The following is a 15678-nucleotide window of genomic DNA, read 5'->3' on the forward strand; positions in this document are numbered from 1 at the left end:
TATAAAACCATTTCATTTTTATCTCCGCTTATATTTTTTAGTATGTGGGGAGTACAGCGCCAATTACTGCGAGCGTCTCAACGGATTGCAGCCGCTGGCGACGCAGCCGCCGTCACAAAGGATATCCGTACCGGTCAAATAACCGATACGCTCGTCGGCAGCGGCGGCATAGAGCTGAGCGATTTCCTCTGGGTGCCCCAGGCGTTTGATAGCGTTGTATTTCATATATGTCATCGCCTCATCCTTTTCCAGCTCGCCCATCGGCGTTTCAAAATTACCGGGCGTAATGGAAAGAACGCGCACGCCCTTTTGCCCGAACCGCGCGGCATCGGTTTTGGCGAACCAGATCACGAAATTCTTGCTGATTCCGTATGCCACCCCGGCGCGGACCTTTCCGGGAAACAGATTGACACGGCGCATCATTTTCCTCATAAATTTGCCGCGATCAATCCGGCTGAGTTTGTAGCTTCGCCTTGGCATAATAAATTTTGGCGTAAGATAAGCGGACATGGAAGACGTGTCGATGACACACCCGCCGTCGTGCATCACCTCATAAAAGGCATCGTTGACATTGATGGTGCCGAGTGCATTCGCTTCCATGATCTTCTGTGCATCGCCCATATGAGGGGACATTCCCGCCGCATGGATCACGATTTTCACTTCGCCCCGCGCAAGCGCCGTCTCTGCTAAGGACTGTGTGCTCCTGCGGTCGGAGATATCACAGCTAAAGGCTTCGGCTTCGATCCCAGAGGCTTGCAGTTCAGCAACGGCATTTTCGAGTTTCTTTGCAGTGCGGCCTGCCAGAATCATGTAGTAGCCCTGACTGCCTATGACTTTGGCGGTGGCAAAACCCATGCCGCTTCCGCCTCCCGTAATAACACACACTTTTTTCATGACGCTTTCCTTCCGATTTGAATTTTTATTTTCATGCTTCAGCCATTCGATGGTATCCGCGATGGAGTCAGCAAAAGACACGTATGAAAACCTCTTAATTCCGTTCGCCGTGGTTTATTTGACAGGTTTATCTTACTGGAGAAATGTTTATGAATTGCTTAGGAAATGTTTGAGAAATATTAAAACAAAAAAAACAGCCTTCCGAAGTGGAAAGCTGTTTTGTATTCCTCTTGAATCAATGTGTTTTTAATCTCACGATAAAGGCAGTCCCTTTTCCCGGCTCGCTTTTAGCCGTTATTGCGCCGCCCGACAGTTCGATTGCTTTAAGCGTCATGGCAAGCCCAAGGCCGTTGCCTTCCTGCGAATGGGAAGTATCGGCCTGATAGAATTTGTCAAAAATGTGCTCCATGGTTTCCTTGCTCATGCCACAGCCGGTATCGGATATTGTGACCGTTACAGTATCCTCATCCGAAGTCTGGGTCAGTGTCACCGTCCCGCCTGAATCTGTGAATTTCAGCGCGTTGGAAAGCAGGTTGTTCCATACGATCTCCATCATGCTTTCATCCGCGCGGATCACGGCGCGATCTTCGATATCCGCAATAAATTCAATATCCTTTTGTTCCCACAAATCTTCGAAAGCGAGAGCGCATTCGCTGAGCTGCCGGCACAGATCGTAAGGCTCGACGGAAGGCTTGATCTCCTGATTTTCCAGCTTGTTGAGCTTCAGAATATTGGTGACCAGCGCCGTAAGCTTCTGGGACGCCGTAATGATCGTAGCGGTGTATTCCTTGCGCTGCTCAGCCGACAGGTTTTCTTTTTGGAGCGCCATGGCATAGCTCTGAATCACCGAAAGCGGCGTTTTGATCTCGTGGGACACATTGCCGATAAAATCGTCTTTCAGCGTCTCGATACTTCCCAGCTCTTCTACCATCTTATTAAAGTCCTCGAACATTACGTCCACATAGTCATGTTTGTCGGCTCTGTGGACCGGCTCCAGGTAAACCGAGAAGTCCCCCCCTGCCACATCTTTTGCCGCCTCACTGATCCTTCGCATTGGCCTGTCAAAGGCGCGGACCTTTTGGCGGGCGGTAACAAGACAAAAAATGGCGGTCACAATCGCCCAGTATCCAAGCATCCCCCAGATGAATTCCGGCGGCATGCTGCCATAATTCACATATTGATCGTAGATCATCCACTGTCCTGCAGAAAGAGTCAGCAGTACAAAATAGGTCAGCGCATATTCCTTCCACGTAAAGTGCTTTGCCTTGACCCGGCTGTCATCTTCAACCTGTTTCTTTTTCAAGACAACACCGCCTTATAGCCCAATCCATGCACCGTAACGATTTTGAAATCCTCACAGGAAGAAAATTTGTCCCGCAGCTTTGTGACATACACGTCTACCGCGCGCAGACTGGTGTCACTGTCTACGCCCCAGAACTCGTCCATCAGCTGTGCACGGGAAAAGGTGTGCTTCGGATAGGAAAGCATTTTATACAGGATATTGAACTCCCGCAAAGTCACTGAAATTTCCTCACCGCTAACCTTCACCGTCATTTCGTCCGCATCCATGATAAGGTTCCCCACCGTCAGCTTCTTCTCATTGAAGATATTTGCACGGCGAAGCAAAGCACCAACCCGAAGAACAAGTTCGTCCATGTTGATGGGTTTTACCATATAATCGTCTACTCCGGCCCCGAAGCCCTTTCGCTTGGAGGACATATCGTCGCGGGCGGTCATAAACAGGATGGGAATCGTTTTATTGATTTCGCGTACCGTTTTAGCAAATTCAAAGCCGTCGATTTCAGGCATCATGATGTCAGAAATAATGAGATCATAAGGATTGTTATACATCAGGTCGTAAGCTTCCCTGGGATTCAGACAGCCCTTAGAGGCATATCCACTGTCATTCAGGGATGTGCACACAATCTGATTAAGTTTGATATCGTCTTCAACTACGAGGATATTAACCATGAAATCCCCCCTTTTTGTGTATTATACCAGATAATTGTTTAAGAATTGTTAAAGTAGATATCAACTTTCAAATTTTAATCACAGACCTTCGCTGCTCTTAGGTATCAGTGCCGGAACCGCAGCAGAACGATACACAAAAAAGGCTTCCCACTGAAAAATCAGCAGGAAGCGGTTTTTGAAAAGAGAGGTCCCAGAGTTTGGACTTATTCTTTGCCGGCTTGTTGGTTCATGCGATACATAAAACGAATCAGATTATCCATTGTCAGAGAAAGATCGCTCTTGCTGCGGGTCTTTGCTGTGTTGAAGTCAACTGCGACCCTATTGATACTGAACACGGCCGCTACGCCCATATCATAGACGCCCTCAATAGGATCTCCGATATCGCCTACCATCGCAATCAGGGGGACCCCCAGTTTTTTTGCACGTTTCGCTATCCCGATGACTGCCTTGCCGCGCAGACTTTGGCTGTCAATTTTTCCTTCTCCGCTGAATATAAAATCCGCGTCCTTTGCAATCTCGTCAAAATTGACCGTATCAAGTACGGTTTCAATTCCCATCTGCAGCTTTGAATTGAAAAAAGCAACCATGCCCGCACCCATGCCCCCCGCTGCACCCGCGCCCGGAAGGTTGAGAATATCCCTCCCCAGATCTTTTTTGATTATCGCCGCCAGATGCGCGAGATTGATGTCCAATTCTTTTACCATGGCTTCATCCGCCCCTTTTTGCGGACCGAATACGGCCGACGCGCCTTGCGGCCCGCACAAAGGATTGTCAATATCGCACATTGTTGTCAGCTCAACCCCTTCGAGTACCGGATGAAGGCCGCTGACATCAATAGAATCGATTTTGCACAGGGTTTCACCGACCGGAATAAAATCCCTTCCCTCGGCATTTTTAAAACGGACCCCCAAAGCTGCCGCCGCGCCGGTTCCTCCGTCATTGGTAGAGCTGCCGCCGAGACCCACAATGATTTTCTTACAGCCTGCTTTCGCCGCGTGCTCAACCAGCTGGCCCACGCCGTAGGTGGTCGTTTTTTCGGCATGTTTGTTTTCGCCCACCAGCGGCAAGCCTGCCGCTGCTGCCATTTCAACCACGGCAACACGGTTCGGCAGAAGACCGTAGAAGCCGGGTATTTCTTCAAAATAAGGGCCTTTCACAGAGACTGGAACCTTTTTGCCGCCCACAGCGGCCAAAAAGGCATCCACGCTGCCTTCCCCTCCGTCCGCCACAGGAATGCTGATTACCTGCGCCTTTGGATAATAGACGTGGATTTTTTGTTCCATAATGCCGCAGATTTCACTGGATGACATTGTCCCTTTAAAGGAGTCCGGGATAAGTATAACCTTTTTCATATGATCCCTCTTTTTATAATAGGCTCCAAAAAATTCCATTCCCGTCTTCCGGCCTTAATCGTTGCGAATAGCCACTCCGGTAATTTTTTCGTAATATTTTGAAATGGCGCTGTGGTCCTCCTGGCCGTACCCGTCGGCGCGCATTGTCTGAAGGATTTCCATGACCGAGGCCGTCAGCGGCAGCGGTGCCCCCACACCATGGCCGGTATCAATCGCATTGTTTAAATCTTTGATATGCAGATCGATTTTGAAACCCGGCTTGTAATCGCCGGAAAGGATCATTGGGGCTTTCGCATTCATCACCGTTGAACCCGCAAGGCCGCCCTTGATCGCGTCAAACACTAAATTCGGGTCGACGCCGGCCTTCTTCGCCAACATGAGTGCCTCGGAAAGCGCCGCGATGTTTACGGCCACAATCACCTGATTGGCAAGCTTTGTCGTGTTGCCCGCGCCGATTTTTCCGCAATACACAGCGCTAGCGCCCATGAGCAGCAGAATTTCCTTCACGCTTTCGAACACTTCCTGATCTCCGCCAACCATAATGGACAAGGTGCCGTCAACTGCCTTCGGTTCGCCGCCGGACACCGGCGCATCAATCATTTTTACGCCCTTGTCGGCACAGGCCTTTCCGATCTCCTGAGAGGCAAGCGGTGCGATTGAACTCATATCGATCAGGATCGTGCCGGGTTTCGCTCCTTCAAGCACACCGTTTTCGCCCATCACAACCGCTTTGACATGCGGAGAATTGGGCAGCATGGTAATGATGAGGCCGCATTGCTCCGCCACGTCCTTTGCGGATTTCGCCGCCGATGCCCCCGCTGCGACCACATTGTCCACATTGGACTGAATGACATCAAAGACAAGCAGTTCATGTCCCGCTTTTAACAAATTTCTGACCATAGGCTTCCCCATGATTCCAAGTCCGATAAATCCGATTTTCATAACCATATACCTCCATTATGTATAAATTTTCACATTGATTTGTATCGACTACAGCAGGGCCTTTACTTTTTCGGCGATATGTTCTTTTGTCAAACCGTAACAGTTCAGTAAATCGTCCACATGATGCGCGGACTGCCCGAATTTATCGTCCACCGCCACATAGTCCATCGGTATGTCGGATTTTCTCAAAGCCAGTGCGACATGACTTGCAAGCCCGCCGATAAAGTTGTGCTCCTCAGCAGTGACAACCGCTTTCGCGCCCTTTACCATCTCCGCGGCGGCGGCGTAGGGGAAAGGTTTCATTGTGCTGACATTAACCACCTTTGCACTGATGCCCTGTCGGCTCAAGTCTTCGCTTGCCTTGACGGCGGCATCCAGCATGGTTCCATGTGCGAAAATGACGGCGTCTTCCCCTTCCTTGATCACTCTGAGTTTCCCAATTTCAAATGCATCGTCCTCGCTGATATAATCGGGCAAATCGTTCCGGAATACGCGGATATAAACCGGCCCGTTGATCGCCGCAGCCGCCCGCACGGCCTGTTTTGTCTCGGTGGCGTCGCAGGGTGTCAGAACCGTCATATTCGGAATCGCGCTCATGATCGCGACATCCTCAATGGCCTGATGGGTAGAGCCGTCGCCAAAGTCGGACATTCCCGAAGACGAACCGCAGATCTTCACGTTTAATTTTCCGATACAAATGGTTTGCCGGATCTGGTCATATGCTCTTCCTGAAGCGAATACCGCAAACGTGCTTGCAAAAGCGATTTTTCCGCTTACCGCAAGGCCCGCCGCTGTAGAAAGCATATCCTGTTCCGCAATTCCCATTTCAAAATACCGCTCCGGAAAAACCTGCTGGAACATATTGGACATGGTGGATTTGCCTAAATCCGCCTCAAGCACCACAATATTCGGATTCTCTTTTCCTAAAGCGATCAATTCTTCAGCATACGCCAGGCGCTGGCTTTGTGTTTTACTCATATCATTCACCTCATCATTTTTATGCTTCAGTTTAAAGTCGAAATGGTTTCGTCCAGTTCTTTTAAAGCGGTTTGATATTGTTCCTTTGTCAAAGCGCCGTTATGGAAACCGACTACGTTTTCCGCAAAGGAAACCCCCTTGCCCTTTACGGTTCTGGCGATGATTACCGTAGGCCTGCCCTTTATGGTATCCGCCTCATCCAGTGCATTGACAATTTCTTCCACGTCATGCCCGTCGATCTGTATGACATGCCACCCGAAGCTTTCCCATTTCTCAGGAAGCGGGTTTGTATTAAAGCGCTCTTCGATGGAGCCCGTGGCCTGCAGCCCGTTCTGGTCAACGATTCCCACAATATTGTCAATCTTAAAATTCGACGCGGCCATTGCGGCTTCCCAAATTTGCCCTTCCGCCATTTCTCCGTCGCCCATCACACAGTATACCTTATTGTCTTTCCCATCAAGGCGCATTGCCAAAGCCATGCCGTTTGCAATGGACAGTCCCTGTCCAAGGGAACCGGTATTTGCCTCGACACCCGGAGTCTTATTTACGTCGGGATGTCCCTGGAGCATGGAACCGAAGCTTTTTAAAGTCGTAAGCTTTTCCTTCGGGAAATATCCCAGCTCGGCCATTGCGGCATACTGGGCAATACACGCATGGCCCTTGCTGTACAGAAATTTATCCCTGCCCTCCCATTTGGGATTTTTGGGGTCCAGCTTCATCTTATAGGCATAGAGTGCGGCCACAATATCGGCGCTAGAGCAGGAACCGCCCAAATGACCCACATGCCCTTCCCCGCCGATCATGAGAACAACGTCTTTTCTGATCTCGGCGGCCATTTTTTCTATTTTTTTTATCGTTGTTTGACTAATCATCGTATGATCCTCCCGTTTTGTTTCGGTGTTCAGAAATTCTCTCTTAAAAATTGCAGAGCTCCGCGCGCCTGCCGATCGAAATCATCGGCATAAGCCTCCACGCTCACGCGTGCGTCATACCCGATTTTTTTCAGGGCATCGATAAACGGACGGTAATTGTCCTCGTTCATATCCTTCGGATAAACGCGGCCTTCGCTGCGGGCAAAATGCACATGCCTGAGGTATTCCTTCCCCTGCAGCAGAAGATTTTCAACCGGTTCCTTTTCTTCGGAAAGATGGTAAAAATCCACCAATACCTTCACGTTTTCATAATCCGGCCCCACATCCTGCGCCAGTTTACATCCTTCCGCAAAAGTATTGATCAGATTGCATTCCGCCCGGCGAAGCGGCTCGATCACAATCGTGATATGGTTCTTTTTGGCAATTGGTTCTATTTTCCGAAGCAGAGAGACCACCTGGCCGTACCCTTCCTCCATGGGAAATCCCGACGGAACATTTTTTGCTCCGCCGCTGCCGAAAACCACAGATTGCACCCCGAGGGACGACGCTTTCCCAAGCGCTTTTTCCACATACAGAAGATTCTTTTCCTCATCCGCTTCGGGACCTGTCAGCCTGATCGTCTTTGGAAAGAAATTGTTGCAGGTCTCGCAGGGAATCCCCGCCTTTTGAATTCTTTCCGCCAATTGTGCAAATTTATTCTCAGACAAAGCCATCATTTCGGCAAGCGGCATCTCTACATAATCGTATCCGTACTCCGCGAGCCTTTCCACATGTTCAACGCCGGTTCCATCCTCGCCCTTCGCAATCATATTGACACAGCATCCAAATCTCATTGCAGTAGCTCCCTTTCTATCCCCTTATAAGGTCGGGTCAATGATTACTTTGATATATTCGTCGGGATGTTCATGCAGCGCGGTAAACGCGGCCGGGGCCTGCTCCAGAGAAACTGTCTCCGTAATCAGCTTCTCCGACTCCATTTTTCCGGAAGCGATCAAATCGACAACTTCACCGAATTCCTCGTGCGTGTAATTGAACGAGCCGATAATCCGGCGCGCGGAACACACAACGTCCTGCATATTGATCTGCATTTCCTTCTGGGACATTCCGACCCAGACAGCCGTACCGCCGATCTTCAGCGCCTTTACGGACTGATTCGCGGTTGGCTCCACCCCCACCGCCTCAAAAGAGGTGTCGATCATCAATGCGTCCGTGTATTTTGAAACAGCTTCCATAAAGTTTTCATTTTTGGGGTTGATTGTTTGATCCGCGCCGAGTTCTTTCGCGGTTTTTAAACGTGCGTCGCTCAAATCGCAGACAATGATCTGTTTGGGATGGTGCAGTTTTACAAGCTGCAAAATGCAAAGGCCGATCGTACCGGCCCCCACGATCAGGATATCCTTGTTTTCCAGCTCGCCGGCTTTCTTTACGCTCCCATACGCCACCGCGTAGGGTTCGGTCAGCGCGCCCACGGCGTAGGACTTTCCCTGTGGAAGCTGATAAAGGAGTTTGGCCGGAACGGAAACATATTCGGCCATCGCGCCGTCCACGGTCAGCACGCCGAAAAACTTTTTGTTCAGACACATATTTGTCAAACCCCGTCTGCAGTTTAGGCATTCCCCGCAAAAGTTGATCGGCTGCACAATCACGCTTTCCCCGACTTTTACCGTACCGACATTTTCGCCCAGCTCCTCGACCTCGGCCGAAAACTCATGTCCCATTGTCATAGGCGGTATTCTTCTCCCCGTAAGGCCGAGAGAACCGTGTACATCACTTCCGCATATTCCGCATGCGCGTACTTTCAGCAGCACCTCGCCTTTCTGCGGTTTCGGCTTCGGCTGCTCCTCCACCGCCATTTTACCCGGACCTAAATATCTCAGTGCCCTCATAGAAATTCCTTCTTTCCATTTAGTTGTTAGATGATAGCTGTCATACAAATAGAAGTAAAAGAACACTCACTTTTTCTTTGTGTTCTTTTCGCAGAAATGTTTCAACGTCATCTCAATATGATCGTGCATCGCACTTTTCGCCTTTTCATAGTCATGATTCTTTACAGCCTCCAGGATCAGGCTGTGATACTTCAAACCGACTTCATCCCCGATTGTTTTCGTTGCGTTCTGTATCGTTGCCTCCAGAATATCCGTAAGCAGTTCCATCAAGCGCACCACCAGAGAATTGCCGGTTATTTCAGCAAGGATCATATGAAAACGAAAATCCTCCTGCGTATACAGCGCAATATTGTTACGATACTTTTCCATTTTTGAAAAGCTGCTGGACAGTCTTTGAACATCCTGCTCGGATGCTTTTTTTGCGGCAATTCCCGCGGTTTCCACTTCCATGATCATTCTGAATTCGAGCACCTCTTCCACCGAATTGGAGTTCAAATACATCGCCGGAATCATGGCATTCATATAGGTTCCCGGAGTGAATTCCTTAACAAAAGAGCCCTCTCCGAGCTTTGTTTCGATCAGTCCCAATACCGTCAGCTTCTGAAGTGCCTGACGCACCGTAATCCGGCTTACGCCAAACGCTTCCGCAAGTTCGTTTTCAGAAGGAAGCTTCTGCCCCGCAACCCAAGCGCCATCCAACAGCTGCTGCTTCATCTGATTAAAAACCTGTTCGCTGATATTCGTCCTTTTTATTGCATGTAATGCCACAATGCCACCCCTGTTTCTAAAGTCTGTTAGAGCATCTAACTTCTTTATTATAATTAATTATACGAGTTGTATCACAAAATGTCCATATTTTTCTGTATTTCCGTAAAGCAGAGGCAGCTACAGTTTCCACCGAATTTCTATCCGGCATATTTTGTTCAAAGTCCGCCATTGGATCGCCTTAGGCCTTCATGCTTCCCGGACCTGCGCTTCATCACAAAAAACGATACGCTCCTGATCCGGGGCCATATCAAGCAGTATGGAAATCGTATATGCTGTTAGTTTGTATGTTGTTATACAGATTACAGTGTGATTATACCGTTCCCAATGATTGTTGTCAACCCATAGAATTGAAATATTTTGCACTTTAACGCTGCCATATCTTTAACCCAGGTCCGAAACTTCGTCATTTTGTTGCGAATTGCACCAAAAATCAGAGCTGATCTCGAAACAGACGAAAAACCAATTGGTGGAATTCGCTATATTATAATTAGAAACATTAAGACATTTTATAAAATTTTTTCTTCTCTATTGACAGCGAATATACAAAAGAATATAATATTTTTAGTTTAGTTGTAATACAGATATACATCAACCATCAATCAGTATGTCAAGCAGTAAGAGCAATCGCATAAATCCATTTCCAATGGGAGATTGAGCTCCAAGTTTTCATAAAGGAGGTACTGTGAAATCACTCGAAAATTTACCCTGGGAAAGAGGAAAGGTTAAGAATCGGAGCAGGTATTGAAATCATTTAGAAAATGGAGGCGTTTATTATGAAAAGGATCATCAGCTTATTAATGGCATTGGCAATGGCAACCTCTTTGGCGGCCTGCGGGCCTTCAAACAACGCTGCTACAGGAGAGACCGGCGTATCGGCCGCCAACTCTGAAAACGGTAACTCCGGTACCGGCTCGTACTCTTATGTCATCGGCCATTACGGCGGTGTCACCGGCTCAGTGGCGACGGCTGGAACAGCCGGCTTAAATGCGATCAAGCTTTGCATCAAGCAATGGAATGAAAACGGCGGGGTCCTGGGCGGACAGATCGGATTTGAATTTTACGATGACGGCGCTACAACGGAAGGTGCTGTAAAGGGCGTTTCTTATCTAATCGATAATAAAAAGGTAAACGGAATCATCGCGTCGCAGCTAAGCGGAAATATTCAGGCAACCGGCAACCTGGTCGAGTCCGCTAAAATTCCTGAGGTCGGTACGGGGACGAATCCCGCTTGGCTGCAAAAAGGATGGAAATATCTTTTTCGCTCAATTGCCAACTCCAACGGAGGTGCCGCCCCGTTAGTTGACGCTATGGATAAATTAGGTGTCACGAAGCTTGCAACATTAATTTATCAGGATGACGGAAATACCGCTTCCAACAAACAGGTATTGGAAGAAGTTAATAAACGCGGCAAAATTCAAGTTGTATCAGAACAGAAAGCTATGGTCGGCGAAACCGACTGGACGGGCGCGATGTCCGCCATCATTAATTCAAACCCGAACGGCGTGATCATTTTTGCTCAGGGCGAGCAGGGCAGCCTTATGGTAAAACAGATCCGCAACTTAGGTTATACAGGATACATATTCGGCTGTGAAACGATGTCCATGCCTGATATTAGAAAAGTTGCAGGAGACTCTGCAAATGGAATCGTATTCTTTACTCCCCACTGTATTCCGGACAGTGCGGATGAAGGGGCCACCGACAAAGAGAAAGAGTTTCTCAAGGCGTATGAAAAAGAATACGGCTCCCTGCCTGCGCACGATGTCGCTTACAGAGCTTACGACGCAACCACCGTCCTTCTGACAGCTGTAAAGGAAGCGGGTACGGCAGACGGCACGAAAGTCAGGGATACCATCGCAAAGATGAAGATCGACCTGCTGGCAGGTGCCGCGGATTACTCCGCCTTTGACAATGGGGAATGCTTAAGCGGGCAAAAGGTTTATATTATTCACCAGGGGAAAAATATTCCGTTTGACAACTTCATTAAAGAGAATCCAGCTGATACTTACCAATAATCCTTCATCAGAAATTGAGGTATCAAAATCATAGCTCCGTAATATACAGCAATTCCATTTCAGTTTGCGAAATAAAACACGTTTCTCCCCGCCTTCGGCGGGGAGAAACGCAACCTTGTTGCAGAATCAACTGGAAATGCTGTAGCGCTTGCAGGCTGGCCGTAAAACAGCAATTGAATCAATGAAATTTGTTGCGGTTTACGGCCAGCTTTATCATTCAAAATGAAATAAGACAGAAGGGTTTGAGATTCGATGACGATGTTTGTTTCTGTGCTGATCGGGGGGTTGGTACTAGGATGCACATACGCGATGCTCTCTCTTGGATTTAGTTTAATCTATCAGGCTTCAGGTTATATGAATTTTACTCAGGCGAATTTGCTGATGTTCGGTGCGTTTTTGGCTTTCCAATTTTACTCCCAATGGAAGTTTCCCTTTGCCGTTGCGCTGATTCTGTCCGTCATGATTATGTTTGGCATCGGCTGGCTCATGGAACGCTGTATTTTCAGGGTTCTGGTCGCCAAGCATGCAAAAAACATTTATGTGGTGCTGTCAACGATTGCGCTGTCGATTATTACGCAAAATGCCGCCATGTTAATTTGGGACGCCCGCGTTCATTACTTTCCTAAAATTTTTCAGAATAGCTCTCCTATCAGAATCGGAAAAATTTCCATTGCAAAAGAAAGCGTGTTATGTATTGGCGTTGCAATATGCGCGATGCTTGCTTTACATTTCTTTTTAAACAAGACAAAATTTGGTACGTCTATGCGCGCCGCCGCGCAGAATAAAACAGCGGCCAGCTGCATGGGTATCAACGTCAACAGGACAATCGGCATAACCTACGGGATCGCTGCCGCGCTGGCCTGCCTGGGCGGCGTGCTGGTTTCGCCTACGTTATCCGTTTCCTACGGTCTGGGGGATCAGCTGGGCAATAAGGCCTTTTGCGGCGCCGTTATCGGCGGCTACGGCAACATCTATGGAGCGGTCGTCGGCGCATTGATTATCGGCCTGATGGAAACGTTTGTTTCTGCATATATTTCTTCTACTTACAAAGAGTTTGTTGTCTATGGCGTTTTAATACTCGTTATGATCCTGAAACCGTCCGGTATCTTTAACGCGAAAGTATATGATCAATAAATGTAGTAGACAAATATACGGAAAGAAGGGCAATGGAATGGAAAAATTACAAAAACCATCCAACCGAAAGCACATAGCCGCAATCGTTGCTATCATGCTGCTGATCGTCATCCCATTGATGATGGAGCACAATATTGTCTTTGTGCAAAGCAAGTACGTTTACGTATTGCTCTGCATGATCGGCATCTACACAATCGTAACAAGCGGTTTGGATATTCTGTTTGGATATACCGGGCAAGTTTCCTTTGGCCACGCGGGCTTTTTCTGTATCGGCGCTTATGCGTCGGTGCTTATGACTCACCCCTCATGGGGACTGGGAAAATGGTTTGGGATCACTTTGCCGCCGATAATCAGCATTTTTATCGCTGCATTCATATCGGCTTTATTCGGAATTTTATTGTCAATACCGGCTTCAAAACTGGTATTCCATTTTCTGGCGCTGCTGACTATCGCATTCAACTATCTCATATTGCTTGTCGTTTCCAATTTCCCCACGCTTACCAACGGATATATCGGAATCACCGGAGTCCCGCAGGTAAGCATATTCGGGTTTTCCTTTTCCGCGGTTTCCAGTAAGTATCGATATTATTACCTGATTCTGTTTTTCACGATTGTATTTTTAATCATAAAGAGAAATATCATTCATTCCAGGGTCGGGCGCGGCTTTATCGCAATTCGCGACAACCTTACGGCAGCCAATGGGTGCGGCGTAAACGTCCATTATTATAAGACGATGTCTTTTGCGATTTCCGCATTTTTTGTGGGTTTCGCCGGAGCGCTGTATGTGCACATGATCGGCTTTATCAGCCCGGATACCTTCGTGCAGAATACTTCCGTCATTTTTATGACTATGCTGCTTTTCGGCGGAAGCGGAAATCTGGTGGGCCCTATTCTCGGCTCTGCGTTTATCACGTCGATTCAGGAAGGGCTTCAGCCGCTTGCAGATTACAGAATGTTGATTTATGGAATCATCATCCTCGTCATTATTCTTTTCCAGCCGGAAGGAATTGCGGGCATCGGCAAGAAAGTTCCAAACATATTCATTCGGCGGGGCGGTGAAAGCAATGCTTAAAGTACAGGACCTGACGATCCGGTTCGGCGGTCTGGTTGCGGTCGACGGGCTGAATTTTGAAATTCAGAAGGGCGAAATCTTTGGCCTGATCGGTCCGAACGGAGCGGGGAAAACGACCTGCTTCAACATGATCAGCGGTACCTTCAAGCCAACTTCAGGCTCAATCGAGTTAAACGGAAAGCGGATTGACGGGAAACAGATGTATCAAATCAACAAGCTGGGCGTTGCCCGCACGTACCAGAATATCAATCTCTTCAAAACAATGACGGCGCTTGAAAATATATTAGTCGGCCAGCACGCAAGGCTGAGCTGCGGCTTGCCGTCAAGTGTTTTGAAAATGCCGAAGGAACGTCGGGAAGAAACGCAGGCAAAGCGAAAGGCAGCTGAAATTTTAGAGTTTGTGGGATTGAAGGGAAAAGAAACCGTACTTTCTAACGCCATGCCATATGGCGACCAGCGCCTTTTGGAGATTGCGCGGGCTTTGGCAAGCGATCCCTGTCTGCTTTTGCTGGACGAACCCGCCGCGGGGATGAATCCGACTGAAAAAAACCAACTGGCGGAATTGATTCTGAAGATTCGCGAGACGGGGATCACCGTACTTCTGGTAGAACATGATATGAAATTCGTCATGGGCATTACAGACGAAATCTGCGTCCTGAACTACGGCAAACGGATTGCGCTCGGCAAGCCCGAAGAAGTACAAAAGAACGAAGACGTCATTGCGGCATATCTTGGAGGGGACGATTAATATGGAGCCGATTCTTTCAGTAAAAAATTTGGAGTTTTATTACGATAAAATCCACGCTTTGGAAAACGTTTCCTTCGATGTATACCCCGGAGAAATCGTAACCATGATCGGCAGCAACGGCGCAGGCAAAACGACGCTGCTTCGCTCCATATCCGGGCTTCTGGGGAAAATAGCGGGGGGCTCGGTCACCTTTGAGGGGAAAAAGATTGACAGGCTGCCTCCCAACAAAATCGCCGGCTTGAAGCTCGGGCAGGTTCTGGAAGGCCGTTTGGTTTTTCCTCAGCTTACGGTAAAGGAAAATCTGATGATGGGTGCGTTTTTGCAGACAGATAAGAAATTCACCCATGAGAAGATGGAGTATTGCTACGATCTTTTCCCCAGGCTGAAGGAAAGAGAACTGCAGAATGCCGGAACGCTTTCCGGCGGTGAGCAGCAAATGCTGGCGGTTGCCCGGGCCTTGATGGGTGACCCTAAATTGTTGATGCTTGACGAACCGTCCATGGGACTGGCCCCATTGGTCATCCGGGAAATATTCTCGATTATTCAAAAAATCAACAAGGACGGAGTTACCATTCTTTTGGTTGAGCAGAATGCGAATTCCGCTCTTAAGATTGCCAACAGAGCCTATGTCATGGAAATCGGGAAGCTGGTTTTGGAAGGGTCCGCCGAGGAATTAAGCAATAACGACAGGATCAGGAAAACCTATCTGGGCATTTCCTGATCCGGCAAAGAAGCCCCCGTCCGCAGTGCGCACACTGCCCTAAGTCTTTGATAAGTCCCAAGGTGAGTCGGCAAGATTTTTTTATTCATCAGCCGCTGGCTCTGCTATTGACTTTGGGGGCCGTTTGAATGAATGATTTTAACAAAGCCGCGTATCTGATTTTAAGCTATGATAGACGGGTTACGACAAAGAGACCAGAACCTACGTGTTCTGGTCTCTCTGTCTTTATAGCTTGCTTCGGTATTTGTTGGTCAATGTTAATAAAACAAGTTTAGCTCCCATGCCTTAAAGAAAATTCAGGTGTTTGTGATATGTTTTGGCAGCTATT

General features: G+C 48.2%; 15 protein-coding genes. 5 read left to right on the forward strand and 10 right to left on the reverse strand.

Translation table 11 applies throughout. The features are described 5' to 3' along the window. Positions 1-63 precede the first annotated feature (63 nt). The 10 genes from LY85_RS08055 to LY85_RS08100 form a co-directional block, all read right to left on the reverse strand. Positions 64-975, reverse strand: a complete 912-nt coding sequence (locus LY85_RS08055; protein ID WP_243122509.1) for an SDR family oxidoreductase — start codon at positions 973-975, stop codon at positions 64-66. A gap of 154 nt (positions 976-1129) precedes the next feature. Continuing rightward, positions 1130-2197 carry a HAMP domain-containing sensor histidine kinase gene (locus tag LY85_RS08060; protein ID WP_243122510.1) on the reverse strand — a complete coding sequence of 356 codons (1068 nt, stop codon included), beginning with the start codon at positions 2195-2197 and terminating at the stop codon, positions 1130-1132. After that, entirely contained in the window at positions 2194-2865 is a 672-nt protein-coding gene (locus LY85_RS08065; RefSeq protein WP_141826217.1) for a response regulator transcription factor, read from the reverse strand. Before LY85_RS08065 ends, LY85_RS08060 begins: the two co-directional genes overlap by 4 nt. A gap of 203 nt (positions 2866-3068) precedes the next feature. Next, positions 3069-4217: a glycerate kinase gene (locus LY85_RS08070; RefSeq protein WP_141826218.1), complete on the reverse strand. Its 1149-nt coding sequence runs from the start codon at positions 4215-4217 to the stop codon at positions 3069-3071. Between the two features lie 54 nt (positions 4218-4271). Continuing rightward, the gene (garR, locus tag LY85_RS08075) at positions 4272-5159 is read right to left on the reverse strand and encodes a 2-hydroxy-3-oxopropionate reductase (RefSeq protein WP_141826219.1); all 888 of its coding nucleotides are present in this window, start codon (positions 5157-5159) and stop codon (positions 4272-4274) included. Positions 5160-5207: 48 nt separating this feature from the next. Then, entirely contained in the window at positions 5208-6137 is a 930-nt protein-coding gene (locus LY85_RS08080; RefSeq protein ID WP_141826220.1) for a transketolase C-terminal domain-containing protein, read from the reverse strand. A 26-nt stretch (positions 6138-6163) separates the two neighbouring features. Next, entirely contained in the window at positions 6164-7009 is an 846-nt protein-coding gene (locus LY85_RS08085) for a transketolase (RefSeq protein ID WP_141826221.1), read from the reverse strand. Between the two features lie 29 nt (positions 7010-7038). After that, positions 7039-7842, reverse strand: coding sequence for a sugar phosphate isomerase/epimerase family protein (locus LY85_RS08090; RefSeq protein WP_141826222.1), 804 nt, complete (start codon positions 7840-7842; stop codon positions 7039-7041). A gap of 24 nt (positions 7843-7866) precedes the next feature. Further along, on the reverse strand, positions 7867-8895 hold the full coding sequence (locus LY85_RS08095) for an alcohol dehydrogenase catalytic domain-containing protein (RefSeq protein ID WP_141826223.1): 1029 nt from the start codon (positions 8893-8895) through the stop codon (positions 7867-7869). A gap of 66 nt (positions 8896-8961) precedes the next feature. Beyond that, positions 8962-9663, reverse strand: coding sequence for a FadR/GntR family transcriptional regulator (locus tag LY85_RS08100; protein ID WP_141826224.1), 702 nt, complete (start codon positions 9661-9663; stop codon positions 8962-8964). Positions 9664-10436: 773 nt separating this feature from the next. Here LY85_RS08100 and LY85_RS08105 point away from each other — a divergent pair. The 5 genes from LY85_RS08105 (at position 10437) to LY85_RS08125 (ending at position 15350) form a co-directional block, all read left to right on the forward strand. Further along, entirely contained in the window at positions 10437-11675 is a 1239-nt protein-coding gene (locus LY85_RS08105) for an ABC transporter substrate-binding protein (protein WP_185741157.1), read from the forward strand. A 258-nt stretch (positions 11676-11933) separates the two neighbouring features. Next, positions 11934-12809: a branched-chain amino acid ABC transporter permease gene (locus LY85_RS08110; protein WP_279231016.1), complete on the forward strand. Its 876-nt coding sequence runs from the start codon at positions 11934-11936 to the stop codon at positions 12807-12809. A 37-nt stretch (positions 12810-12846) separates the two neighbouring features. After that, positions 12847-13881, forward strand: a complete 1035-nt coding sequence (locus LY85_RS08115; protein ID WP_185741158.1) for a branched-chain amino acid ABC transporter permease — start codon at positions 12847-12849, stop codon at positions 13879-13881. After that, positions 13874-14629, forward strand: coding sequence for an ABC transporter ATP-binding protein (locus LY85_RS08120; RefSeq protein ID WP_141826228.1), 756 nt, complete (start codon positions 13874-13876; stop codon positions 14627-14629). Before LY85_RS08115 ends, LY85_RS08120 begins: the two co-directional genes overlap by 8 nt. Before the next feature lie 10 nt (positions 14630-14639). After that, a complete protein-coding gene (locus tag LY85_RS08125; RefSeq protein WP_141828026.1) occupies positions 14640-15350 on the forward strand; it encodes an ABC transporter ATP-binding protein in 711 nt (236 codons plus the stop codon). Positions 15351-15678 lie beyond the last annotated feature (328 nt).

This window comes from Clostridium sp. KNHs216 (assembly GCF_006714885.1).
GTDB lineage: Bacteria > Bacillota > Clostridia > Oscillospirales > Acutalibacteraceae > Caproiciproducens.

Coding starts and splice junctions, on each gene's coding strand:
- LY85_RS08065 (WP_141826217.1), bottom strand. CDS start 2,865: ATGGTTAATATCCTCGTAGTTGAAGACGATATCAAACTTAATCAGATT.
- LY85_RS08070 (WP_141826218.1), bottom strand. CDS start 4,217: ATGAAAAAGGTTATACTTATCCCGGACTCCTTTAAAGGGACAATGTCA.
- garR (WP_141826219.1), bottom strand. CDS start 5,159: ATGAAAATCGGATTTATCGGACTTGGAATCATGGGGAAGCCTATGGTC.
- LY85_RS08080 (WP_141826220.1), bottom strand. CDS start 6,137: ATGAGTAAAACACAAAGCCAGCGCCTGGCGTATGCTGAAGAATTGATC.
- LY85_RS08085 (WP_141826221.1), bottom strand. CDS start 7,009: ATGATTAGTCAAACAACGATAAAAAAAATAGAAAAAATGGCCGCCGAG.
- LY85_RS08090 (WP_141826222.1), bottom strand. CDS start 7,842: ATGAGATTTGGATGCTGTGTCAATATGATTGCGAAGGGCGAGGATGGA.
- LY85_RS08095 (WP_141826223.1), bottom strand. CDS start 8,895: ATGAGGGCACTGAGATATTTAGGTCCGGGTAAAATGGCGGTGGAGGAG.
- LY85_RS08105 (WP_185741157.1), top strand. CDS start 10,437: ATGAAAAGGATCATCAGCTTATTAATGGCATTGGCAATGGCAACCTCT.
- LY85_RS08110 (WP_279231016.1), top strand. CDS start 11,934: ATGTTTGTTTCTGTGCTGATCGGGGGGTTGGTACTAGGATGCACATAC.
- LY85_RS08115 (WP_185741158.1), top strand. CDS start 12,847: ATGGAAAAATTACAAAAACCATCCAACCGAAAGCACATAGCCGCAATC.
- LY85_RS08120 (WP_141826228.1), top strand. CDS start 13,874: ATGCTTAAAGTACAGGACCTGACGATCCGGTTCGGCGGTCTGGTTGCG.